Annotated in this window: 22 protein-coding genes; 9 read left to right on the top strand and 13 right to left on the bottom strand. The window is 71.4% G+C overall.

Annotation, left to right across the window (positions count from 1 at the left end; genetic code table 11):
- Position 1 precedes the first annotated feature (1 nt).
- The gene (locus QEZ54_RS10830) at positions 2-1,393 is read left to right on the top strand and encodes an FAD-binding monooxygenase (RefSeq protein ID WP_281304405.1); all 1,392 of its coding nucleotides are present in this window, start codon (positions 2-4) and stop codon (positions 1,391-1,393) included.
- A gap of 91 nt (positions 1,394-1,484) precedes the next feature.
- Here QEZ54_RS10830 and QEZ54_RS10825 read toward each other — a convergent pair whose 3' ends face one another.
- Positions 1,485-1,865 carry a YciI family protein gene (locus QEZ54_RS10825; RefSeq protein ID WP_281304404.1) on the bottom strand — a complete coding sequence of 127 codons (381 nt, stop codon included), beginning with the start codon at positions 1,863-1,865 and terminating at the stop codon, positions 1,485-1,487.
- Between the two features lie 164 nt (positions 1,866-2,029).
- Between QEZ54_RS10825 and QEZ54_RS10820 the strand changes: the two genes are divergently transcribed.
- Positions 2,030-2,776, top strand: a complete 747-nt coding sequence (locus QEZ54_RS10820) for an alpha/beta fold hydrolase (protein ID WP_281304403.1) — start codon at positions 2,030-2,032, stop codon at positions 2,774-2,776.
- A 47-nt stretch (positions 2,777-2,823) separates the two neighbouring features.
- On the opposite strand, the gene QEZ54_RS10815 is transcribed toward QEZ54_RS10820, so the two are convergent.
- The 5 genes from QEZ54_RS10815 to QEZ54_RS10795 all read right to left on the bottom strand — a co-directional run bounded on the left by QEZ54_RS10815 (position 2,824) and on the right by QEZ54_RS10795 (position 7,180).
- Entirely contained in the window at positions 2,824-4,014 is a 1,191-nt protein-coding gene (locus QEZ54_RS10815) for an acyl-CoA dehydrogenase family protein (protein ID WP_281304402.1), read from the bottom strand.
- Between the two features lie 30 nt (positions 4,015-4,044).
- Positions 4,045-5,619: a GMC family oxidoreductase N-terminal domain-containing protein gene (locus QEZ54_RS10810; RefSeq protein WP_281304401.1), complete on the bottom strand. Its 1,575-nt coding sequence runs from the start codon at positions 5,617-5,619 to the stop codon at positions 4,045-4,047.
- 113 nt (positions 5,620-5,732) lie between these two features.
- Positions 5,733-6,206: an SgcJ/EcaC family oxidoreductase gene (locus QEZ54_RS10805; RefSeq protein WP_281304400.1), complete on the bottom strand. Its 474-nt coding sequence runs from the start codon at positions 6,204-6,206 to the stop codon at positions 5,733-5,735.
- A 13-nt stretch (positions 6,207-6,219) separates the two neighbouring features.
- Positions 6,220-6,663 (bottom strand): SgcJ/EcaC family oxidoreductase, encoded by a 444-nt coding sequence (locus tag QEZ54_RS10800; RefSeq protein WP_281304399.1) that lies wholly within the window; start codon positions 6,661-6,663, stop codon positions 6,220-6,222.
- Positions 6,664-6,700: 37 nt separating this feature from the next.
- Positions 6,701-7,180, bottom strand: coding sequence for an SgcJ/EcaC family oxidoreductase (locus tag QEZ54_RS10795; protein ID WP_281304398.1), 480 nt, complete (start codon positions 7,178-7,180; stop codon positions 6,701-6,703).
- 225 nt (positions 7,181-7,405) lie between these two features.
- Between QEZ54_RS10795 and QEZ54_RS10790 the strand changes: the two genes are divergently transcribed.
- Genes QEZ54_RS10790 through QEZ54_RS10770 form a run of 5 tightly spaced genes read left to right on the top strand, consistent with a single transcriptional unit; the run spans position 7,406 to position 14,063 of the window.
- Positions 7,406-8,641: an acyltransferase family protein gene (locus QEZ54_RS10790; protein ID WP_281304397.1), complete on the top strand. Its 1,236-nt coding sequence runs from the start codon at positions 7,406-7,408 to the stop codon at positions 8,639-8,641.
- A gap of 34 nt (positions 8,642-8,675) precedes the next feature.
- Positions 8,676-9,617, top strand: coding sequence for an ABC transporter permease (locus QEZ54_RS10785; RefSeq protein ID WP_281304396.1), 942 nt, complete (start codon positions 8,676-8,678; stop codon positions 9,615-9,617).
- Entirely contained in the window at positions 9,614-11,500 is a 1,887-nt protein-coding gene (locus tag QEZ54_RS10780) for a dipeptide/oligopeptide/nickel ABC transporter permease/ATP-binding protein (protein WP_281304395.1), read from the top strand. Before QEZ54_RS10785 ends, QEZ54_RS10780 begins: the two co-directional genes overlap by 4 nt.
- A complete protein-coding gene (locus QEZ54_RS10775; protein ID WP_281304394.1) occupies positions 11,497-12,468 on the top strand; it encodes an ABC transporter ATP-binding protein in 972 nt (323 codons plus the stop codon). Before QEZ54_RS10780 ends, QEZ54_RS10775 begins: the two co-directional genes overlap by 4 nt.
- Before the next feature lie 44 nt (positions 12,469-12,512).
- A complete protein-coding gene (locus tag QEZ54_RS10770; RefSeq protein WP_281304393.1) occupies positions 12,513-14,063 on the top strand; it encodes an ABC transporter substrate-binding protein in 1,551 nt (516 codons plus the stop codon).
- Positions 14,064-14,105: 42 nt separating this feature from the next.
- On the opposite strand, the gene QEZ54_RS10765 is transcribed toward QEZ54_RS10770, so the two are convergent.
- The 7 genes from QEZ54_RS10765 to QEZ54_RS10735 all read right to left on the bottom strand — a co-directional run bounded on the left by QEZ54_RS10765 (position 14,106) and on the right by QEZ54_RS10735 (position 20,318).
- A complete protein-coding gene (locus tag QEZ54_RS10765) occupies positions 14,106-14,948 on the bottom strand; it encodes an SMP-30/gluconolactonase/LRE family protein (protein WP_281304392.1) in 843 nt (280 codons plus the stop codon).
- A 140-nt stretch (positions 14,949-15,088) separates the two neighbouring features.
- Positions 15,089-15,829: an SDR family oxidoreductase gene (locus QEZ54_RS10760; RefSeq protein WP_281304391.1), complete on the bottom strand. Its 741-nt coding sequence runs from the start codon at positions 15,827-15,829 to the stop codon at positions 15,089-15,091.
- Positions 15,826-16,029, bottom strand: coding sequence for a (4Fe-4S)-binding protein (locus QEZ54_RS10755; RefSeq protein WP_281304390.1), 204 nt, complete (start codon positions 16,027-16,029; stop codon positions 15,826-15,828). Before QEZ54_RS10755 ends, QEZ54_RS10760 begins: the two co-directional genes overlap by 4 nt.
- A 26-nt stretch (positions 16,030-16,055) precedes the next feature.
- Positions 16,056-17,270 (bottom strand): cytochrome P450, encoded by a 1,215-nt coding sequence (locus QEZ54_RS10750; protein WP_281304389.1) that lies wholly within the window; start codon positions 17,268-17,270, stop codon positions 16,056-16,058.
- Positions 17,267-18,133 carry an alpha/beta hydrolase gene (locus tag QEZ54_RS10745; protein ID WP_281304388.1) on the bottom strand — a complete coding sequence of 289 codons (867 nt, stop codon included), beginning with the start codon at positions 18,131-18,133 and terminating at the stop codon, positions 17,267-17,269. Before QEZ54_RS10745 ends, QEZ54_RS10750 begins: the two co-directional genes overlap by 4 nt.
- On the bottom strand, positions 18,130-19,344 hold the full coding sequence (locus tag QEZ54_RS10740) for a nucleotide disphospho-sugar-binding domain-containing protein (RefSeq protein WP_348650534.1): 1,215 nt from the start codon (positions 19,342-19,344) through the stop codon (positions 18,130-18,132). The genes QEZ54_RS10745 and QEZ54_RS10740 overlap by 4 nt, the downstream gene beginning before the upstream one ends.
- 155 nt (positions 19,345-19,499) lie before the next feature.
- Complete coding sequence (locus QEZ54_RS10735; protein WP_281304386.1) at positions 19,500-20,318, bottom strand: PspA/IM30 family protein; 819 nt, start codon at positions 20,316-20,318, stop codon at positions 19,500-19,502.
- Between the two features lie 250 nt (positions 20,319-20,568).
- Between QEZ54_RS10735 and QEZ54_RS10730 the strand changes: the two genes are divergently transcribed.
- Positions 20,569-21,717: a nucleotide disphospho-sugar-binding domain-containing protein gene (locus tag QEZ54_RS10730; protein WP_281304385.1), complete on the top strand. Its 1,149-nt coding sequence runs from the start codon at positions 20,569-20,571 to the stop codon at positions 21,715-21,717.
- Between the two features lie 23 nt (positions 21,718-21,740).
- Positions 21,741-23,045, top strand: coding sequence for a lipopolysaccharide biosynthesis protein RfbH (gene rfbH, locus QEZ54_RS10725; protein ID WP_281304384.1), 1,305 nt, complete (start codon positions 21,741-21,743; stop codon positions 23,043-23,045).
- The last annotated feature ends 12 nt before the right edge of the window (positions 23,046-23,057 follow it).

The raw sequence follows: 23,057 nt of genomic DNA, 5'->3' as shown, positions 1-23,057 counted from the left end.
GATGAGTTGGGAGGTCACCGCGATGGACGGCACCGGGGCTACGAGGGGCGCGCGCGCGGTCGTGATCGGAGGGAGCATCGCGGGCACCCTCGCCGCGCGCGTGCTCTCGGAGTTCTACGGCGAGGTCGTCGTGGTCGACCGCGACGAGATCATGGGGGTGGCCGGTCCCCGGCGCGGCGCCGTGCACAGCGTCCACGCGCACGGCCTGCACGCCGCCGGCTACCTGATCCTGACCGAGCTGTTCCCGGGCCTGCTGGAGGACACCCGGCAGCTGGCCGGCCTGACCATCCGCGACTTCGGCGGCATGCGCTGGATCTTCGACGGCCGCCCGGTCAAGCCGGCCGAGACGGGGCTGCTGTCGGTGGCCGGTTCCCGCCCGGTGCTGGAGAACTACCTGCGCAACCGGGTCGCGGCCCTGCCGCAGGTGCGCTACGAGCAGAACACCGACGTGCTGTCGCTGCGCACCAGCGCCGACCGCGACACCGTCCTGGGCGTGCGCCTGCGCCAGGGCGACCGCGAGTGGGACCTGGACGCCGACCTCGTCGTCGAGGCGTCCGGACGCGGCTCGCGCCTGCCGGCCTGGCTGGCCGAGCTGGGCTACGAGCGGCCGGACGAGGAGCGGATCAAGATCGGTCTGGCGTACACGACCCGCAGCTTCCGCCGCCGTCCGGGCACGTTCGGCCCGCCGCAGGCGATCAACCCGGTCTCCTCCCCCGCGTTCCCCCGCGGCGCCTTCTTCGGCCAGGCGATCACCGGCGACTGCCGGGTCTCGCTGACCGGCATGCAGGGCGACACGCCGCCCGGCGACACCGCGCAGTTCCTCGACTTCACCAAGTCGCTGCCCGCCCCGGACATCCACGAGGCGATCGTCGACGCCGACCCGATCGGCGAGGCGGCCACCTTCACCTTCCCGGCCAGCGTATGGCGGCACTACGAGCGCCTGACCCGGTTCCCGGACCGGCTGGCCGTGCTCGGCGACGCGGTGTGCAGCTTCAACCCGGTCTACGGCCAGGGCATGACCGTGATCGCGATGCAGGTCATGAAGCTGCGCGAGCACCTGGCCACGCACCACGCGCCCGACCCGGTCGCGCTGAACCGGGCGCTGGCCGAGACGATCGAAGACCCGTGGCTCATCTCCACCAGCGGCGACCTGGAGTTCCCGGGCGTGGCCACGCACCGTCCGCTCAAGACGCGGATCCTCAACGCGTACCTGACCCGCCTGCGCTACGCGGCGACCAAGGACCCGGCGGCCACGACCGCGCTGATGCGGGTCAACGGCCTGGTCGACCGCCCGAGCGCGCTGTGGCGGCCGGGCCTGGTGGCCAAGGTGCTGTGGCTCTCCCGGGACCTCGACACCAGCCGGCGCGAGACGCCGGTGCCGGTGCCGGCCTGACGTCGCGGCGGCCGGGCCGGCAACGGCAGGAGGCGCCCCCGGTGGTCACACCGAGGGCGCCTCGACGCGGGCGGCCCGCCGCGCCATGCGCTCAGCGGGCGGCCACGGACGCCGTCCGGTCGCTGTGCACTGGCCGGACCTCCACCAGCCCCAGCGCCGCCTCCGGGATCCGGGCCGCGTACTCGACGGCCTGCGCCGAATCATCGCAGTCGATCAGGTAGAAGCCGGCCAGGTACTCCTTCACCTCGGCGTACGGTCCGTCGGTGGTGTTCACGCGGCCGTCCCGGACGGTGACCCTGCGGCCGGCCTCGGGCTCGGCCAGCGCCTCCGATGCCACCAGCCGGCCCGCCGCCGCCAGATCGTTCACCAGGTCGACGTGCGCGCGGACGCCCGCCGCCCGCCGCTGCTGCGTGTAACCGGCCCACGCCTCCCGGGACTTCTGGTTGTGGTAGATCAAAAGCAGGTATTTCACGGCGTCTCCCAACGTCTCCTGGTCGATGCCAACCGTCGACATGTCGAACCTACGCGCTCGGTGTCGACATGTGTATGAACGGCACGAAAGAGTGTTTCCACCATTGAGCGACGCCACTGGCCTGTGGTACGGGCCGGATCCGGCGCGACCGTGAGGAGAGTTCGTTGACCGACGCGGCAGGCGGCGACGCCCGCTTCATCGACGTGAACGGCGTGCGCCTGCACGTCGAGACCTTCGGCAAGTCCGACGACCCGATGGTGCTGCTGATCGGCGGCGCGACCGCCACGATGCGGGTGTGGGACGCCGAGTTCTGCCGGCGGCTGGCCGACGGCGGCCGGCTGGTCGTCCGCTACGACCAGCGCGACACGGGCGAGTCGACGGCCTACCCGCTGGGCTCGCCGGGGTACGACTTCACCGACCTCATCGCCGACGCCGCGGCGCTGCCGCGCGCGCTGGGCGCGGACCGGGCGCACGTCGTGGGCGCCTCGCTGGGCGGCGGGATCGGGCAGCGGCTGGCGCTGGAGCACCCGGCGCTGGTGGCCAGCCTGACCGTCGCCGCGTCCAGTCCGGGCATGCGCCCCAACTCGGCACCCGACCCGGACCTGCCGCCGATGTCGGCCGAGCTGCAGCGGCGCTTCGGCAGCGGCCCCCCGCCCACGCCGACGCACAACCACTGGGTGATCGACGGCGGGCCCTCCTACCGGGACCGGCTCGGCCAGATCACGGCGCCGACGCTGGTGATCCAGGGCACCGAGGATCCGCTGTTCCCCTTCGGACACGCGCAGGCGCTGGCCCGCGAGGTGCCCGGCAGCCGCCTGATCCCGATGGCCGGGGTGGGGCACGAGCCCCCACCCCGGCAGACCTGGGACGAGATCGTCCCCGCGCTGCTGGAGCACACCGACCGCCCCTGAGGGCGCCCGGCCGGAGGTGGCGCCGCGACCGGCGCCACCTCCGCCTGTCACACGTACGGGGTGTTCGGCTCCAGGCCGACGAGGATCCGGCCGTAGAGCTCGAAGTTCGTCTCCGGCACCGTGATCGCGTGCTTGCTCATCGCGAGCATGTCGCGCTGGATCCGCTGGATCGGCACGTCGGTGTAGATCGAGGAGCCGCCGCTGGCGTTGGCCAGCATGTCGACCGCCTCCCGCGACAGCTTCGTGATCGAGCCGATGTCGGCCCGGGTACGGGCCCGCTCCTCCATCGTCCACGGCTCGCCCGAGACGCCCTTGTGGTCGACCAGCTTGGTGATGCGCTGGGCGTGCCAGTCCGCCTCGTCGATCTTCATCGACGCCTCGGCGATCTGCATGTGCGTCACCGGCGCGTCCGCCGCGTGCTCGTAGCTGGTGTAGGTGATCTTCCGGGAGGGCAGCCGCTCCAGGAAGTTCTCCTTCGCCGCCAGGGCGGTGCCGATCAGCGCGCCGCCGGTCGCGGCGTTGGCCACGGCGAGCAGCGTGTTGCGGTACATCGGCAGCTCCGCGTTGAGCGGGCTCTGCGACTGGCCCGCCAGCACCATCGGCATGGGCACCAGGCGCTCGTTCGGCACGAACAGGTCCTGGGCCACGGTGGTGATGCTGCCCGAGCCCTGCAGGCCCGAGGTGTGCCAGTCGTCGATCAGCTGCAGCTGCGAGGTCGGCACCAGGCCCACCACCGGCCACGGGTTGACCCCGTCCGGCGACGGCGCCATGACGATGATCTCCTGCCAGTGGCTGTGCAGGGCGCCGCTGATGAAGCCCCACTTGCCGTTGACGATGAGGCCGCCGTCGGTGGGGGTGCCCATCGCCGACGGGCTGAGCGTGCCGCAGACGCGCACGTCCGGGGTGGAGTAGACCTCCTTCTGGGTCTCCTCCGGGAACATGCCGACCATCCAGCCGGGGATGGCCCAGACGGACACGACCCAGGCGACGGAGGCGTCGCCGCGGCCGAGCTGCACCAGCACCTCGTGCAGGGTCTGCGTGTCGGCCTCGTACCCGCCGAAGCGGGCGGGCACGCGCAGCCGGAGCAGGCCGGCGTCGGCCAGGGCCTCGACGACCTCCTCGTGCAGGCGGCGGTTGGCCTCGGTCCAGGCGCCGTGCCTGCGCAGCAGCGGGATCAGGGAGGCGGCCCGCTCGACCAGCTCCTCCCGGGTGGGGACGCTGGCGTTACTGCTGGTCATGTAGTCCTCCAGGGTTGACGGGGTCGGCGGTCACGCGGCCGGGACCGACTGCGGCGCGAGCGGGGTCTTGCCGGCGATCAGGTCGGCGGCCCGCTCCGCGATGGCCATGACCGGCGCGTTCGGGTTGCCCCGGATGACCGTCGGCATGACCGAGGCGTCCACGACCCGCAGCCCGTCCACGCCCAGCACCCGCAGGTCGGCGTCGACGACGGTGCCCATCGAGCAGGTGCCCGCCGGGTGGAAGATCGAGTGCGTGTAGTGCCGGATGTAGTCGCGCAGGTCGGCGTCGGACTCCGAGGCCGGCGGCTCGTGCATGCCCACCGTGTACGGCGACATCGCCTGCTGACGCGCCACGTGCATCGCGATCCGCGTCGCCACCACCGCGTCGTCCAGGTCGGACTTCTCCGCGTAGTAGTTGTGGAAGATCTTCGGCTTGGCCGTCGGCACGTCGGTGGCCAGCACCACGGCGCCGCGGCTGCGCGGGGTGAGCATCGTCGGGCCGAACGAGTACGAGTGGTGCGTCGGCGTGCCCAGGCCGCTGTCGGCGAACATGACCGGCGCGCCGAGGAACTCGACGTCGGGCGCGGGCAGGTCGCTGCGGGTCTTGATGAACGCGCCCGCCTCGGGGCCGTTGGCCGTCATCGGCCCGCGACCCTCCTTCATGAACAGCTCGACGTTCTCCGGCGTACCCGCCACCAGCAGGCTGATCGGGACGTCGTGCGTGTATACGAGCGGGATCAGCGCGTGGTCCTGCAGGTTCTGGCCGACCTGCGGGTTGTCGAGCACCACCGGCAGGCCGAGCGCACCGAGCAGCGCGGCGGGGCCGACGCCGGACAGCATCAGCAGGTGCGGCGAGTGGTACGCGCCGGCGCTCAGCACGACCTCGCGGTCGGCCCGCAGCGTGATCTCCTCGCCCATGCGCGCGCCGACGATGCCGACCGCGCGGCCGTTCTCGATCAGCACGCGGTGCACCTGGAGGTTGGGCTCCAGGGTCAGGTTCGGGCGGTTCAGCGCGGGGTGCAGGTACGCCGTGGCGGAGCTGACGCGGTAGCCGTCCTTCTGGGTCACCTGGAAGAAGCCGAAGCCGTCCTGGCTGGCCGCGTTGAAGTCCTCGTTGAACTCGTACCCGGCCTGCACGCCGGCCTCGACGAAGGCCGCCGCCATCGGGTTGAGCGCCCGGCCGTCGGAGACCCGCAGCGGGCCGCCCACCCCGTGGTACGCCGACGCGCCGCGCTCGTTGTCCTCGGCGCGCTTGAAGTACGGCAGCAGCTCGTCGAAGCTCCAGCCGGTCTGCTTCCACTCGTCGAAGTCCAGGCGGTTGCCCCGGATGTAGACCATCGTGTTGATCGAGCTCGTACCGCCGACCACCCGGCCCCGGGGCAGGTAGATGCGGCGGCGGCCGAGCTGCGGCTCCTCGTGGGTGGCCAGGTCCCAGTCGTACTGGGAGCGGAACAGCTTGCCGAAGGCGACCGGCACGTGGATGTTGGGATCGGTGTCCGGCGGACCGGCCTCGACCAGACACACCTTCACGTCGGGATCCTCCGACAACCTGGCGGCCAGCACACAGCCCGCCGAGCCGGCCCCGACGATGACATAGTCGTACACATTTCCTCCTTTAGTAGAGAATTCGCCGCATGCCGTACTCAGCACGGCATGCGTGCCTGCCACGACCCGGCGAACCGGGGCCGCGGCGAGCACGCACGCCTGCTTGTTGCTGGTCAGCCCTTGACGGGGCTGCTCTGGTGGGAAACCAGGTTCAGTTCCCCATCGGGCTGCCGGGTGACGACCCAGGTCGCGCGGATGAAGTTCTCCGCGGCGATCTCGGACTGGCCCGGCATGATGATTCCGCCCTCCGTGACCACCATCGCGGCGTTCTCGGACAGGAACTTGACCTCGATCGGCCAGCCGGTCACGCGCGCGCCCTTGAGGGGCCCGCCGAAACCGGCGCTCATGTAGGAGCGGATGTCTTCCTTGCTGGTCAGCTGGTGGTCGCGCATCAGCAGGCTGCCGTTGTCCGTGAAGACCTCGGCGAACGCGTCGGCGTCGTTGGTCTCCCAGGCCGCTTGGATACGCTGCGGGATCGTCAGCACCGCCATCTGGTCGGCGCTGGTGAACTCGCGGTAGAAGGCGTGGTTCTCCACCACGCCCGCCTTGGCGAGCAGATCGGAGGCCGTGCCCCAGGACTCGGTCATCGCTTCCGCCCGATCAGTTCTTGACCGGGCTGGTCTGGTACGAGGCGATACGCCAGTCCCCGTCGCGCTTGACCACGACCCAGACGGTCCGGAACGTGAAGTTCTCCTCGCTGTCGCGCGCCACCCCGCCGTCCGCGATGACCACGGCGGAGGTCTCGGTCAGCAGCTTGATCTCACGCGGCTCCTCGATGAGGCGGGTGCCCTTCCAGCCGGCGGCGAAGGCCTCCGCCATGTACTGGCGGATCTCCTCGCGGCTGGTCAGCTGGCGGTCACCGAAGAGGGCGCTGCCGTTGTCGATGAACATGTCGGCGAACGCGTCGGCGTCGTTGGCCCCCCAGGCCGCTCGGACCCGAAGCGGCGCCGTGAGCACGGCACCCTCGCTGCCGTTGGAGAAGTCACCGTAGTTGGCGGCCCACTCCTTGGCACCTTCGACCAGCATCGCGGCTTTGTTCGTCATTGCGACTCCTCCTGCGGAAGTTGGGTGGTGCGGTGGATTACCAGCGCAGGGTGGCGCCCTCGCCGCGCGGGCTGTTCTGGTAGCTGGCGAGCAGCCACTCACCGTTCTGCTTCACGCAGACCCACGTGGAGCGGACGGCGAGCTCGGGAGCGATCTCCGTCTCCCCCGGCGCGAGGATGCCGCCGTGGGTACGGATCAGCACCACGTCGTCGGAGACGAAGCGGACGTCGACCGGAGCGCCGGTGACGCCGGTGCCCTTGAACGGCCCGGAGTAGGCCGCCGCCATGAAGGAGCGGATCTCCTCACGGCCCCGCTTGTACACGTCACCGGGGAGGATGAGGATCCCGTCCTCGGTGAAGCTGTCCGCGACGCCGGAGGCGTCGTTGCGCGACCAGGCGGAGACCAGGCGAACGGGAACGCTGAGGGCCTCCTTCTCCTTGTCGCTGGTGAACTTGCCGTAGTAGGCGTCGAGTCCGCCAGCGCTCGACTCGATGTCCGGCGCGACCGTCGTTGTCATGCCTGCACTCCAATCTGTGCGGTCACCGAACTGGTGTGAAGCGGAAGGCGTGCGCGCACGCCCCTGCCGCTTCGCCACAATCCTGTGTGAGGCGCCTACGACCTGCACCTCTGAGAATGCTGTCGGGTTTTCGTGCCAACTTGGACAGAGCAATTTGGAAGATGCCGAACCGGGTTCGCCGTGTCACCGTCAAGTCTCCTCGGCCGACTGGAAGTGACACCCCATATGACGAATGACCTGACCACCGGCGTGCCCGCCGAGCCCGAACGGCTGCACGCCCTCGACGCGGTGAGAGCCGGCGCGCTGATGCTGGGCGTGGTGTTCCACGCCGTGCTGTCCTTCATGGAGCCGCCGCTGTGGGTGGTGGTCGACGAGTCGACCAGCCCGGTGATGAGCAGCGTCTACTTCATCCTGCACATCTTCCGCATGACGGTGTTCTTCATCATTGCCGGATTCTTCGCGCGGATGATGCTGCACAAGCGCGGCACCGGCGGCTTCGTCCGCAACCGGGCCAAGCGCATCCTCGCGCCGTTCCTCATCTTCTGGCCGGTCATGATGGTGTCCACGGTGCTGGTCATCTTCTGGGCCGCGGCCCAGTCCGGCCAGGAGCAGCCCCCGCCGCCGCCCTTCACGCCGTTCAACTTCCCGCTGACCCACCTGTGGTTCCTGTACTACCTGCTCGTCTTCTACGTGTTCGCGCTGATCGTGCGGGGCGTGCTGCACCTGGTCGACCGCCAGGGCGGGCTGCGGGCCCGGGTGCTCGACCCGATCGTGCGCGGCCTGGTCCGCACGGACCTGGCCCCGATCGTGCTCGGCGCGCCGCTGGTGCTGACGCTGGTGCTCTCCTCGGACTGGAAGGCCTGGTTCGGCGTCCCGGCCGCCGAGAACGGGGTCATCCCCAACATCGGCGCGCTGCTGGCCTACACGATCGCGTTCGGCTTCGGCTGGGTGCTGCAGCGCCAGCCCGACCTGCTGCAGGTCTGGGCCGGGCGGTACGTGCGCAACCTGGTCCTGGCGGTGCTGCTGACCGGCTACGCGCTGTACCAGATCGGCACCCAGGCCGACCCGGCGCTCAGCCCGACGGGCAGCGCGCGGTGGATCTACGCCGTCACCTACGTGCTGGCGATCTGGACCTGGGCGATGGGGCTCATCGGCGCCGCGCTGGCGCTGCTCACCACCGAGCGCAAGGCCGTCCGGTACGTCGCCGACGGCTCGTACTGGATCTACATCCTGCACCTGCCGCTGATCATGGCGCTGCAGGCCGCGTTCATGCGGGTGCCGCTGCCCTGGGCGGTGAAGTACCCGCTGATCCTGCTCATCGCCTTCCCGGTGCTGCTGCTCAGCTACGAGTACCTGGTCCGCTACACGTTCCTCGGCCGGCTGCTCAACGGCCGCCGCCGGCACCGGGAGCGGGCGGCCGCCAAGCCCGTCGAGGCCGTCGCCCTCGCCGCGGCGGAATGAGGGACCCCCGCCGCAAGGACGGGGGGACACGATCGTGACCAGGCTGGTGCTCAGGCGTCTGGCCTGGTCCGTCCCGATGCTCCTCGTCATCACGCTGCTGTCGTTCGTGCTCGTGTCGCTGATCCCCGGCGACACGGCACGGGCGATCCTCGGCCCGTCCGCCGCGCCCGAACAGATCGACGCGGTACGGGCGCAGCTCGGCCTCGACCAGCCCCTGCTGCAGCAGTACCTCTCCTGGCTCGGGCGCGCCATCCGCGGCGACCTGGGCTCTTCGCTGCTCACCGGCGTCGACGTCAGCCAACTGGTCAACGCCCGGCTCGCCCCGACCCTGAGCCTCATCACGCTGGCCACCCTCAGCGCCGGCGTCATCGGCGTGACGCTCGGCGTGCAGAGCGCCGTGCGCGGCGGGCGGCTTGGCCGACTGGTCGACCTGGCCTCGATGAGCGGGCTCGCGGTGCCCGGCTTCGCCCTGGCGCTGCTGCTCGTGGCCGTGTTCGCGGTGCGCTGGCCGCTGTTCCCGGCCACCGGCTACGTCGACTTCGCCAGCTCGCCCGGGCAGTGGCTGCACGCCCTGGTGCTGCCGGTGGCAGCCGCCTGCCCCGGGGCCGCGACGGCCGTGGCCAAGCAGGCCCGCGACGCGACCCTCGACGTGCTCGACCGCGAGTTCGTACGGGTCATGCAGGCCAACGGGGTGCCCCGGCGCACGATCATCTACCGGCACGTGCTGCGCAACGCGGCCGGTCCGGTCGTCTCGCTGCTCGGAGTCGTCAGCGCCAGCCTGCTCGGGGCCGCGGTGCTGATCGAGAACGTCTTCGCGCTGCCCGGCCTCGGCTCGGCCGCGGCGGTGGCCGCGTCCCAGCACGACCTGCCCGTGCTCCAGGGCGCGGTCGTCTACTTCACCCTCATCGTCATCGTCATCGGACTGCTGGTGGACCTGGTGCAGGCATGGCTCGACCCCAAGGTGCGGCTGCGGTGACGCGCGCGCCCCGACAGCTCGCGCGCACATCGCTGACCGTGCTCGCGACGCTCTGGCTCGGCGTGCTGGCCGTCGCGGTGCTCGCGCCGGGCCTGCTCACCGGCCGCGACCCGCTGGAGCAGGACCTCACCGCGTCGCTGCAGACCGCCACCGGCGAGCATCTGCTCGGCACCGACCGGCTCGGCCGCGACCTGCTCAGCCGGCTGGTGCACGGCACCGGCACGGTCCTGTGGGGCGTGGCGGTGGCCGTCGTCGTGGCGGTGGTGCTCGGCACCGTGCTGGGCCTGATCGCCGGATACTTCGGCGGCCTGCTCGACGCCGCCGTGATGCGCCTGTCCGACCTGCTCTTCGCCGTGCCCGGCATCATCCTGCTGCTGGTCGTGGCGTCGACCTTCCCCAACGACGTGACCATCGCGATGACCGCGTTCGGGGTGATCATGGCATCCGGCCTGATCCGCGTCGTACGCGGCGCCACCAGGTCGCTGCGGGCCGAGCAGTTCATCGCCGCGGCGAAGGTGGCCGGGCTGTCGGACGCGCAGATCCTCTGGCGCCACGCGCTGCCGCGGCTGCTCGGCCTGGTCATCGTGCAGGCCTCGCTGATCGCGGCGGTCACCGTGGTCACCCAGGCGGGCCTGGCGTTCCTCGGCTTCGGACCGCCGCCGCCCGCGCCCACCTGGGGCGGCCTCATGGACGAGGGCCGCGCGGTGATGGCGCAGAGCGCCTGGCCGCTGCTGCCGCCCGGCGCGGCGGTCGCCCTGACGGTGCTCGCCTTCCTGCTCATCGGCGACGCGGTCCGCGACCGCACCACGGGTGCGTGGTCGACCTCGAAGCTGGCCCGGCCGAACCGGCGGCGCAGCCGGATCGCCTCGGGCGAGGCCGACGTGTCGGCCAGCCCCGCCGTGCTGAAGGTGCGCGGACTCAGCGCCGCGATCCCGGACCGGGTCACCTTCGCGCCCCGGACCGTGGTCACCGACGCCTCCTTCGAGATCGACCCCGGCGAGATCGTCGGGCTGGTCGGCGAGTCGGGCAGCGGGAAGACCGTGACCGCGCTGAGCGTGCTCGGCCTCACCCCCGGCGGCGGCACCGTCACGGGCGGGTCCTGCATGTTCGAGGGCCTGGACCTGGTGCGGGCGACCGCCCGCCAGTGGCGGGACGTGCGCGGCCGCGGCATCGGCTACGTCGCCCAGGACTCGGCGCTGAGCCTGGACCCGAGCCTGCGGGTCGGCGCGCAGCTGGCCGCCGCGGTGCGCCGCCACACCGGCGTGAACCGCCGCGTCGCCCGCAGCCGCGCCGCCGAACTGCTGGCCGCGGTCGAGCTCACCGACCCGGCGGTGGCCCGCCGCTACCCGCACCAGCTGTCGGGCGGCATGGCCCAGCGCGCCGCGATCGCGTACGCGCTGGCGGGCTCGCCCCGGCTGCTCATCGCCGACGAGCCGACCACGGCCCTGGACATGACGGTCCAGGCCTCGATCCTGGCCCTGCTGCGGCGGCTCAGCCGGGACCGCTCGATGGCGGTGCTGCTGGTCACCCACGATCTGGGCGTGGTCGCGCAGCTCTGCGACCGGGTCGTGGTGATGTACGCCGGCCAGGTGGTCGAGCGGTGCACCACCGACGAGCTGTTCACCGGGCCCCGGCACCCGTACTCGGCCGCGCTGCTGGCGGCGGACCCGTCGCGGGCCCGCTTCGGCCAGCCGCTGCCGGTCATCGCGGGCACCGCGCCCGTGCCCGGGGCGTGGCCGCGCGGCTGCCGGATGGCCGACCGCTGCTCGCTGGTCACCGACCAGTGCCGGGCGGCCGAGGTCCCCCTACTGGAGTACGCCCACGGGTCGGTCGCCAGATGCATCCGGGTGGCCGAGCGGCAGGACGCGGTGCCGGTGTCATGAGCAGCCACGACCTTCTCGAGATCAGCAGCCTGTCGGTGGCGTACCAGGGACGCCCGGTGCTCGACGGCATCGACCTGACCATCGCGCCGGGCGAGACCGTCGGCCTGGTCGGCGAGTCCGGCGCCGGCAAGTCCACGCTGGCCTGGGCGGTGCTGGGACTGGCCCGGCCGAGCGCCGGGCGGATCGTCTTCGACGGCCAGGACATCACCCGGGCGGGCCGGCGCGGCCGCAGGCTGCTCAGCTCGTCCCTGCAGATGGTGTTCCAGGACCCGTACAGCTCCCTCAACCCGGCGCGGCGCATCGGCGACGCCCTGGCCGAGCCGCTGCTGCACCGGCGCGACCTCAGCCGGGCCGACCGCACCCGCCTGGTCGAGGAGTCGCTGCGCCGGGTCGGGCTGCCCGGCGACGCCGCGCAGCGCTTCCCCGCGCACTTCTCCGGCGGGCAGCGGCAGCGGATCGCGATCGCCCGCGCGCTGGTGGGCTCGCCCCGGCTGGTGATCTGCGACGAGCCGGTCACCGCCCTCGACCTGTCGGTGCAGGCGCAGATCATCAATCTGCTCGCCGAACTGCAGTCCGAACTGGGCCTCAGCTACCTGCTCACCGCGCACGACCTGGCCGTCGTGCGGCACCTGGCCCACCGGGTCGTGGTGCTGCACCGGGGCCGGGTGGTGGAGTCGGGACCGACGGACGTGGTGTGGACCCGGCCGGCCCACCCGTACACCCGGGCCCTGCTCGCGGCCGCGCCGGTGACCGACCCGGTCGCGGCGCGCGCGGCGGCGGCCGCCCGCGAGGCGGTCTTCAGCACGACGGTGGGCTCCGCCCCGCCCGAGTCCGCCGGCGGCTGCGCGTACGCGCACCGCTGCGCCTTCGCTGAGGCCCGCTGCCGCGTCGAGCGCCCCGTGCCGACCCCCACCCCGGACGGCACCGTGGTCGCCTGCCTGCGCCAGGACGAACTTCCTGCCCGCTGACCTCACCCGCACGACAACACCTCCATTTCAGAAAGGGATCTCCTGTGCGCATACGTAGGACACTGGCCGCCCTGGGCTGCCTGACCGTGCTGGCCGCGGCCGCGGCCTGCTCGAGCGAACCGCAGCCGAGCACCGACCCGGCGGCCAAGACGCTCACCATCGCCATCTCCGGGCCGCCGACGCTCGACCCGTACAAGGCGAACATCGACCCCAACAACATCTCCACGGTCCAGCTGGCGTACGCGTCGCTGATCCGACTCAACGCCGACCGCTCGTTCAGCCCGGACCTGGCCGAGTCCTTCGGCTACACCGACAAGCAGAACAAGATCTTCCAGATGAAGCTGCGGTCGGGGCTTACCTTCGCCGACGGCACGCCGCTGGACGCCGCCGCGGTCGTGGCGTCGCTGAAGTACCTGCTCAAGGTCAGCCCGAAGGCGCAGACCTGGACCGGCACCATCACCGACATCACCGCCGCGGACGCGCAGACCGTGGTCGTCACCAACAGCGCGCCCAACCCGGTGATGCGCCAGATCTTCAGCCAGGCGGTGCTGTCCGGTTCGGTGATCTCGCCCAAGGGCCTGGCCGACCCGACCGCCCTGGCCAAGCAGACCTTCGGCGCGGGGCCGTACGTCCTGGACGCGGCCCAGACCGTGCCCAACGACCACTACACCTACCTGCCCAACCCCAAGTTCTGGAACAAGTCCGCCCAGTACTGGCAGAAGGTCGTGGTCCGGGTGATCCCGGACACCAACGCCCGGGTCCAGGCGATCCAGTCGGGCCAGGTCGACTTCGTCTCGCTGACCTCCGACGCGGGCCCCGCGGTCAAGGCGACCGGGCTGCCGTACGCGACGGCCGGCATCGCCGTGGTCGGCATGGAGCTGGCCGACCGCGACGGCGCGGTCGCTCCGCAGCTCAAGGACGTGCGGGTGCGCCAGGCGCTCAACTACGCCATCGACCGGGCCGCGATCACGAAGGCGATCTTCGGGACGTTCGCGGTGCCGACCAGCCAGATGGCGGCCCCGGGCTTCGACGGGTACAGCAAGGAGCTCGACGACCGGTACCCGTACGACCCGGAGAAGGCCAAGAGCCTGCTCGCCGAGGCCGGCTTCCCCAACGGGTTCACCCTCAAGGTGGAGACCCAGCAGGGTTTCGGCATCAGCATCGTGGCCCAGGCCGTGGTCGCGCAGTGGAAGAAGATCGGCGTCGAGGTGGAGCTCACCACCGACACGCAGACCGCCCAGTGGCTCACCAACGTCACCTCGAAGAAGTTCCCGGTGATGGGCTTCGCCTACGGCAACCTGCCCACGTACCTGACCTCGCTGGACTTCATGCTGCCGCGGCCGGGCCCGTTCAACCCGTTCGCCAGCGGTGACGCCAAGCTGAGCCAGCTGCTGACCGCGGCGGCGGCCGAGCCGGACCAGGCCAAGCAGACCGCCCTGTTCCAGCAGGCGGCGGGCCAGATGATCGAGCTGGCCTGGCTGGCGCCGGTGATCCGGCTGCAGGGCCTGGCCGTGACCGGCCCGCGCATCGGCGGGTACGAGCAGACCGCCGACTACGGCCTGCCGAACGTGACGACGCTGCGCCCCAAGGGCTGAGCTGTCCGGGGTCGGCCGCCCATCAGCCGGCCGACCCCGGCTTCACGGACGTCCCGCCCGCGCCGCGGGTGCGGTGAAGCCGACGATCCGGCCGGTCTCCGCGCCCTCGGCCATGCTCTCCTCGCCCGACCAGTCCGCGGCCATCACGAACAGCGTCTTGCCCGCGCGCCCGCCCAGGGTGCAGGCGAAGGCGCTGGCGCCGATCTCGACGCTGTCGAGCTCCTCGCCACCCTCAGCCACCCGGACCACCTCGCCGTTGGGCACGTCGGAGTACCAGATCGCGCCCTCACCGTCGACGGTGATGCCGTGCGGCACCCCGTACGCCAGCTTCGCCCAGGTCCGGGCCTTGCCGAGGGTGCCGTCGGCCGCGACCGGGAAGGCGGTCAGCTTGTTGGCGTACGCCTCGGCGACCACCAGCAGCGCGCCGTCCCCGGCCAGCGCCAGGCCGTGCGGGAAGGCCACCTTCGAACCGACGCGCTCGGCGGTCCCGTCCGGCCGCACCAGCACCAGGAAGCCGGGTTTGAAGTCGCCCTCGGGGAAGTCGAACCCGATGTTGCCGACGTAGGCGTTGCCGTTCGCGTCGACCACGATGTCCTTGAACGGGTGCTCGGACAGGTGGCCCAGCTCGGCGTGGACGGCGAGCGTGCCGTCGGGCTCCAGGCGCAGCACCTGCGCGTCACCGCCGGAGACGATCAGCATCCGGCCGTCGGGCAGCCAGTCGAAGCAGAACGGGAACGACGGCACCTTGGCCACGACCTCGGTCTTGCCGTCCAGCGTGGCCGCCACGATCTCCTGTGCGGCCCAGTTGGAGAACCACAGCCTGCCGTCGTGCCACCGAGGCGACTCGCCGAGCACCCCGGTGACGTACTTCTTGAGCCTAGGCATGACACCCACCCTGGTAGAAGGTCCTCATAGGATTCAATCTACCCACGTATCCGCAGATCATGCGTCTGCGACACCCGGTCCGGGCACCGGACGGGTGACGTCGTGGGCCGGCGGCGCGCCGCCGGCCCACGACGTCGGCGTCACAGCCGGACGAGACCGCCGTCCGCCATGATCGTCTGCCCCGTGATGAAGGCCGCCTCGTCGGAGGCCAGGAAGCAGATCATGCCGACGACGTCGGTCGCCTCCCCCGGCCGCTTGATCGCCTGGAGCTGCGCGACATGCGCCAGCGCCTGCTCGTCGATCGGGCTCTCGGCCACGCCGGGCGTGCGGGACAGGGTCGGCCCGACCGCGTTGACCGTGATCCCGAACCTGGCCACGTCATTGGCCAGCCCCCGGGTGAAGCCGATCACGCCCATCTTGCTGGCCAGGTAGTGCGCCTGCGCGGGCAGGCCGAGGCCGATCGAGTTGCTGGTGATGTTGACGATCCGCCCCCACTGCGCGTCGCGCATGTGGTGCAGCACGGCCTTGGCCATGAGGAACTGCGAGTCGAGGTTGACCGACAGCACCTTGCGCCACGCGTCGAACTCGAGCTTCCAGATGTTGGCCATCGGGTAGATCCCGGCGTTGTTGACCAGGATGTCGCAGCGCCCCATCCCCGCCGTGATCTCCTCGCCGAGCCGGGCCACCTGCTCCGGATCGGCGACGTCACCGGTGAGGCCGAGAGCCTTGCGCCCCCGCGCCTGCACCAGGCCCACCGTCTCGAACGGCTCGACGAGGTCGACGGCGACGACGTCGACCCCGCGCTCGGCCAGGCCCACGCATACGGCCTGGCCGATGCCGCGCGCCGCGCCGGTGACCACGGCCACCCGGGCGCCGGTCACCGAGCCGTCCCCTCGACCGCCGACAGCGCACCCGACGGGCACAACTGCGCCGCGGCCAACGCGCGCTCGGTGCTGAGCTGCGCCGCGGCGTCGCGCAGCACGACCTGGCCGTCCTCCTCGTTCTGGTCGAAGAGGTCGGCGGCGGACAGGACGCACAGTCCGGCCCCGACGCAGAGCTCGCGGTCGACGATCACGTGCATTGGTTCTGCCTTCCTGACGGTGCCGGTCACCAGGTGACCGGCAGCGCGTCGATCCCGTAGATGTTGGAGTCCTTCTTGAACGGCAGGTCGTCGAGGTCGGCGCCGAGCCGGAGGGTGGGAATGCGGGAGAACAGCGTGCGGAACACGATGTGCAGCTCCTCGCGGGCCAGGTTCTGGCCGATGCACTGGTGGATGCCGTAGCCGAAGGCCAGGTGCTTGCGCGCCGGGCGGGCCAGGTCCAGCGTGGCCGCGTCGGGGAAGGCCTCGTCGTCCCAGTTCGCCGAGGCGAACGACAGCAGGATGCCCTCGTCGGCGCGGATGGTCACGCCGCCGACCTCGATGTCGCCGACGGCGACCCGCGGCAGGGCGTCGACGACGGTGAAGTAGCGCAGCAGCTCCTCCACCGCCGCCGCGGCCGCGGCGGGGTCGGCCACGATGCCGGGGATCTTCTCCGGCTGCTGGAGCAGCCCGGTGACGCCGAGCGCGATCATGCTGGCGGTGGTCTCGTGCCCCGCGACCAGCAGCAGCATGGTCAGGCCGACCATCAGTTCGTGGTCGTAGAGCCCGGTCTCGCGGTTGCTGAGCACCAGTCGCCCGAGCAGGTCCTCGTCGGTCGGGGCGGCGGTCTTCTCCCGCACCACCTGGTCGACGTAGGCGCGCAGCTCCGCGCTGGTCTGCTGGCGCTCCTCGGCCGAGACCGAGCGGCGCAGCTGCGCGTTGGCGCTGCGCTGGATGATGTCGCGCGCGTCGTAGGACAGCCCCAGCAGCTCGCACAGCGTACGGGTGGGGGTGGGCAGCGCCAGGGCGGTGAGCAGGTCCACCTCGCGCGGGCCGGCCAGCATGGCGTCGATCAGCTCATCGGCGGTGTGCTGGATGTGCGGGCGCATCGCGGCCATCCGCCGCACCGTGAACTCCGCCATCAGCATCTTGCGCCGCGGGCCGTGCTCGGGCCGGTCGAGCCCGATCAGGGAGCGGCCGACCTCGGCGATGTTGCGCCGCGTCTGCGGGGTGACCTCCTCGGTCAGCGGCATGTTCGGGTGGCGGCGGTCGGCGCTGACCCGCGGATCGTTGAGCAGCATCCGGATGTCCTCGTACCGCGTCACCAGCCAGGCGATCTGGCCGGTTGGCGCCCGCACCTGGCTGACCGGGTGCTCCACGCGCAGCTTGGCGTACTCCTGCGGCGGATCGAAGGGGCACGTGCGCTGCATCGGGAAGTCGGGGATGTGAAGGGCGTCGATCACTTGTTTTCCTCTCGGGCGGCGTCTGCCGCGTGTTCACGCAGGTGATCCAGGAGCACTGCGGACAGGCGGCTGGGTGCTTCCTCCGGCACCCAGTGCGCCGTCTCTTCGAGAATCTCGAAGCGGTAAGGGGCCGAGACCCAGTTGCCGGTCGCCTTCGCCGCGACGGCGCCGACGCCGATGTCGCGCGCGCCCCACACGTACAGGGTCGGCACGGTGGTGGGGGCGGCCTCGACGTCCTCGGGGCGGGTCGCGCGGTACCAGTTGAGGGCGGCGGTGAAGGCCCCGGGCGCCTGCATCCGCTCGACGTAGACCGCGATCCGGGCCGGGTCGCCGATCGGTCCGAGCATCCGGCGCAGGCCCGCCGCGTCCTCGGCGAGCATCATCTGCTCGGCGGCGCCGGGCTGGCGGAACATGCCCAGGTACGCCGAGCGCTGCTGCTGGTCGGCGTCGTCGCGCAGCGCGTCGGCGAAGGCCTGCGGATGCGGCACGGAGACCGCGGTGAAGGTGGTGACCCGGCCGGGGTGCCGGTCGGCGACCAGCCAGCCGATGGCGGCGCCCCAGTCGTGGCCGACCAGGTCGAACGTCGTCCAGCCCAGCGCGTCGGCGAACCGGAGCACGTCGGCCACCAGCTCGTCCATCCGGTACGCGGCCACGTCGTCCGGCCGCACCGCGGCGCTGTAGCCGCGCTGGTCGGGCGCGACCGCGCGGAAACCGGCCGCGCCGAGCGCGGTGAGCTGGTGCTCCCACTCGGCGGCGCCCTGGGGGAAGCCGTGCAGCAGCAGCACCGGCCGCCCGTCGGCGGGTCCGGCGGCGAGCGCGTCGAAGTCGCCCGCCCCGGTCGACAGGGTCAGTTTCTCGATCATTGCTTCAGTCCTCGGTATTCGCGGGTGAGCCGCTCCAGGGCCGGCACCACGTCGTTGGGTGTGGGCAGGCCCATCACCTCGGTACGCAGCCGCAGCGCGTTGTCGCGGAACGACTGGTCGGTCAGCACGCGGTTCAGGTCCTGGGTCAGTGCCTCGGGGGTGAGGTGGTCTGCGTCCGCCACGAACAGGCCGGCGCCCTGCTGCTGCAGCCCGTTGGCGTGGGCCAGCGGCCCCCACCACTGGAAGCCCCAGTGGGTGCCCGGGATGATCAGCTGCGGGGTGCCGCACTCGACGGCCGTGGCGAAGGTGCCCGCACCACCGTGGTGCACGATCGCCGCGCAGCTGGGCAGCAGCGCGCCCAGCGGCACGAAGTCGACGATGCGGACGTTGTCGGGGATGGACGGGACGGACTCGAGCTGCTTGGCGTTGAACGTCGCGATGACCTCGGCATCCACTTCCGCCACAGCGGCCAGCAGTTCGGCGGCGGGTGCCTCGCGGCCCCGGCCGTCGCGGTGCGAGGAGCCCAGGGTGAGGCAGATGCGCTGGCGGGTCTGCGGCTCGCTCAGCCAGCCGGGCAGCGCGGCCGGCGGGTTGAAGGGGATGTGCCGCAGCGGCAGGTAGTGCGGGCCGGCCGGGCGCCACTGCCACGGCGGCATCGGCTCGATGGTCCAGTGCCCGGACGCGGTGTGCTCGGTGAACTCGTGGCCGTAGCGGGCGAGCACGGGAGCCAGCCACTCGCGCAGCGGGTCCGGCTCGTCGCCGATGGCTCCGCGCAGCTGGGTGATGCCGTCCGGGCCCATCATCATGCGCGCGTGCGCCGCGCCGACGACCTGCGCGGCGACCGGCGCGGCATAGACCATCTGGTCCCAGATGACCAGGTCCGGCTCCCAGTCGCGCATGAAGGCGATCAGGTCGTCGATCATCTGGTCGGTGGAGAAGAGCTTGAATCCCCAGGTGGCGCGGGTGAGCCGCACCAGCGGGTTGTCATTGGAGAACTCCTGCTGCAGCGGCATCTCCTGGCGCTCACCGGGCGCCATTATCACAGGCTCGGGTGGGGTGGCGCCGGGGGCGAATCCGGGGTTAGGATTGAGAGGCTCACCGACCGTGATCGGACCAAAACCGACAGCAGCGATGTCGTTCGCCACCTCCGGCTTGCTCGCGACCCTGACCTCGTGGCCGGCCGTTCGTAGCGCCCACGCCAGTGGCGTCATGATGTGCAGATGCGCCTTGTTGGCGTGCGGAACGAACAAAACCCTCATCCGAAACTCCCTGCTTGGCGACGATCAGTCACGATCGCCAGGTGATGTGATGGGCGGTTTGATTCAGCGGCGCCGTCCGCCCGACCGGCGCGCCGCGTATGCGCGGCTCAGCCGCGAGCGGGACCCTCGTCATCCGACCCGGACGCGAGTTCCTGGTGTTTCGGCCCGGCCAGTCCGGGCACCGCCGGAGTCACCGGATCCGGCGCCCCGAGGCCCGCCCGGATCTGCGCCAGGCGCGCGGCACCGTCCATTTCGAGCACGGAGTGCCGCAGCTTCAGACCCCGGCCCTCGACCGACCCGGCCGCCAGCTCAGCCCGGCCCAGCGCCGTGGCGTACCGGCTCTCGATGCGGTCGCGCACCTGCTCGAAACTCGGCGCCGCGGCGGAGGGCGCGGTGAGCGAATTCATCGACTCCAGCGAGTCGGCCACCGCCTCCTGCATCTTCGCCTGCTCCAGCTGCGACAGCAGCCACGCCCGCTCCGCCAGCCGCTCCTGCAGCAGCAGCGCGTTCTCCGTGACCGCCTGACGCGCCTGCTCAGCCGAGTGGACCGCCTGCTCGTGCAGCACCCTCATGTCGGCGACGGACCGCTCGACGGTGACGAGTTGGGTGGCGAACGCCTGCGCGCTCTGGAGGTACTCCTCCGCTTTCACGGGGTCGCCCGCCGCGCGGGCCGTATCGGCCAGCACCAGCGCCTGCCGGGCCATCGACTGCATCCGCTCACCCTCGGCGAGGCTGCGGGAAAGCTTCATCTCCAGTTGCCGCTGGTTGCCGATGACGGCCGCGGCCTGCTGGGTGAGGAAGTGGTGCCGCCGTTCGATCTCGGCGACAGCCTGCTGGATCAGCACCTTGGGGTCGGCGTTCTCATCCAGTTTGGACTCTGCGGCGGCCATCAGGTAGCGCCAGCCCCGGACGAGCGCGTTCGCCATGATGATCCTCCAGCCGTGTCCGCCCCCGCTCGGGCGACGTTCTACCTGGTCATCCTCTGCGAGTCCCCGGCGTGGCACATCTTCATTCGTGCGCAGTTGGCGAGATCAAAGCAATATGGAAGAAGAAAGCAACACTCACCCTGAGTAGCGTCAGCAGGGTTCGCCACCCGTCTTCCCAGCCTGGACGGCGAAAGCCGGAGGTGGCGGGAAGCGCAGGCCCCCGGCATCCCTCGATCCCGGGAGCCTCTACATGCGTGTCCTGTTCACGACTGCCCCGTTACACGGTCACCTCTACCCCCTGGTCCCGCTCGCCTGGGCCTTCCGAACACTGGGGCACGAGGTGCTGGTGGCGTGTTCGGACCACTTCACTCCGGTCGCGCTGCACACCGGCCTGCCCGTGATCGCCAGCGGCCCCGGTGCGGGCCTGGAATCACTGGCCACTCCGGACACCCAGCAGGCCGACGCGCGGTACGCCCACGGCCTGGCCTTCGGCCTGACCTCGCAGCGCAACCTGGCCGGTACATTGTCCATCGTGGACTCATGGCGCCCGGACCTCGTCGTGGCCGAGCGCGCCGAACTGGCCGGACCGGTGGCCGCCGCCGCCCGGGGCATCCCCCATGTAGAGGTCCGCTGGGGCACCCCCGAGATGCCCGAATACCGGGCCGCGACCGAGGCGACGATGCGCCCCGAGCTCGACCGGCTCGGGCTGGCCGCGCTGCCCGAACCGGCGACGATCCTCAACCCGTGGCCGCCGAGCATGCGCCAGGCGCACGCGGGCGGGCACACCAGCCTGCGCCACGTGCCCTACGACGGCGTCTCGCGGCTGCCGGAGTGGCTGGCGTGCCCACCGGACAAGCCTCGGCTGTGCCTCACCCTGGGCACCCTGATCCCGGCGCTGGAGCAGCAGGACACCCGCGCGGTCGTGCTCGACATCCTGGAGAGCCTGGCCGGCCTCGGCGTCGATGTCGTCTTCGCCGTCGACGACGCCTTCGCCGCGCGGCTCGGCCCGCTGCCCGAGGCGGTCAGCTTCGCCGGCCGGGTGCCGCTGTCCCTGCTGCTGCGCACCTGCCGCGTCTTCGTCAACCACGGCGGCCAGGGCAGCGCGCTGACCGCCGTGGCGGCCGGCTGCCCGCAGGTGCTGCTGCCGAAGTTCGACGACATGTTCGACAACGCCGGCGCGGTGGTCCGGGCCGGCGCCGGACTGGCCGTGCCGCTGCACTCCATGACCCCGCTCTCCCTCGTCGAGGCCTGTCGGCAGGTGCTCGAGGAAGAGTCGTTCCACCGGGCCGCCGCAGTCCTCGCCGACGAGGTCGCGGCCCAGCCCTCACCCGTGGACGTCGCCGCCCGCCTACTGGGGCTTCCGCCGGCCGCCCGGCCCGACGGCGGCGGCGTCCACTGAACCTACTAACCAAAGGAAACCGAATGACCGACGACCAGAAGGCGCTGCTGCTGGAGGGCGTACGCAAATACCATCAGGAGGTCCAGACCGACCGCCCCTTCATCCCCGGGGAGACCGAGATCTGGCCCTCCGGCGCCTACCTGGACGCCGACGACCGCGTCGCGCTGGTGGAGGCCGCCCTCGACATGCGCATCGCGGCGGGGGCGAGTTCCACCAGGTTCGAGTCGGAGTTCGCCCGCCGGATGAAGCGGCGCAAGGCGCATCTGGTCAACTCCGGCTCGTCGGCCAACCTGGTCGCGGTGACGGCGCTGACCTCACCGCAGCTGGAGGACCGGCTCCGGCCGGGCGACGAGGTGGTGACGGTCGCCGCGGGCTTCCCCACCACGGTCAACCCGATCCTGCAGAACAACCTCAAGCCGGTCTTCGTCGACGTCGACCTGCGCACCTACAACACGTCGGTGGAGCGGGTCGCCGCCGCGATCGGGCCGAAGACCAAGGCCATCGTCCTGGCCCACACCCTCGGCAATCCGTACGCCGTCGCCGAGATGGCGCAGCTCGCCGAGGCGCACGACCTCTGGCTGATCGAGGACAACTGCGACGCGGTGGGTTCCACCTACCGCGGGGAACCCACCGGCACGTTCGGGGACCTGTCCACGGTCAGCTTCTACCCCGCGCACCACCTGACCATGGGCGAGGGCGGCTGCGTGCTGACCTCGAACCTCAAGGTGGCCAAGATCGTGGAGTCGGTCCGCGACTGGGGCCGCGACTGCTGGTGCCTGCCCGGCAAGCACAACACGTGCATGAAGCGGTTCGAATACCAGCTGGGGTCGCTGCCGGCCGGCTACGACCACAAGTACACGTACTCCCACATCGGCTACAACCTGAAGACGACCGACCTGCAGGCCGCGCTCGGGCTGACCCAGCTGGCCAAGCTCGACATGTTCACGGCCGCGCGCAAGCGCAACTGGCTGCGGCTGCGCGAGCAGCTGGAGGGCGTGCCGCACCTGATCCTGCCGGAGCCGACCCCGGACAGCGACCCGAGCTGGTTCGGCTTCGTCATCACCATCGATCCGAAGGCGCCGTTCAAGCGGACCCAGATGATCGAGCACCTGGAGAACCGCAAGATCGGCACCCGGCTGCTGTTCGGCGGCAACCTGCTGCGCCAGCCCGCGTACCAGGGGATCGACTGCCGCGTGGTGGGCGACCTGACCAACAGCGACATCATCACCGAGCAGACGTTCTGGGTCGGCGTCTACCCGGCGCTCACCGACGAGATGCTGAGCTACGTGGCGGACTCGATCCGGCTGCTCGCCACCGGCAAGGCCTGACCGCTACGGCCA

It is taken from the genome of Catellatospora sp. KI3 (assembly GCF_029948125.1).
Lineage (GTDB): Bacteria > Actinomycetota > Actinomycetes > Mycobacteriales > Micromonosporaceae > Catellatospora.
Note: the sequence above shows the minus strand (reverse complement) of the source record. Positions and strands in the feature narration are given on the sequence as shown.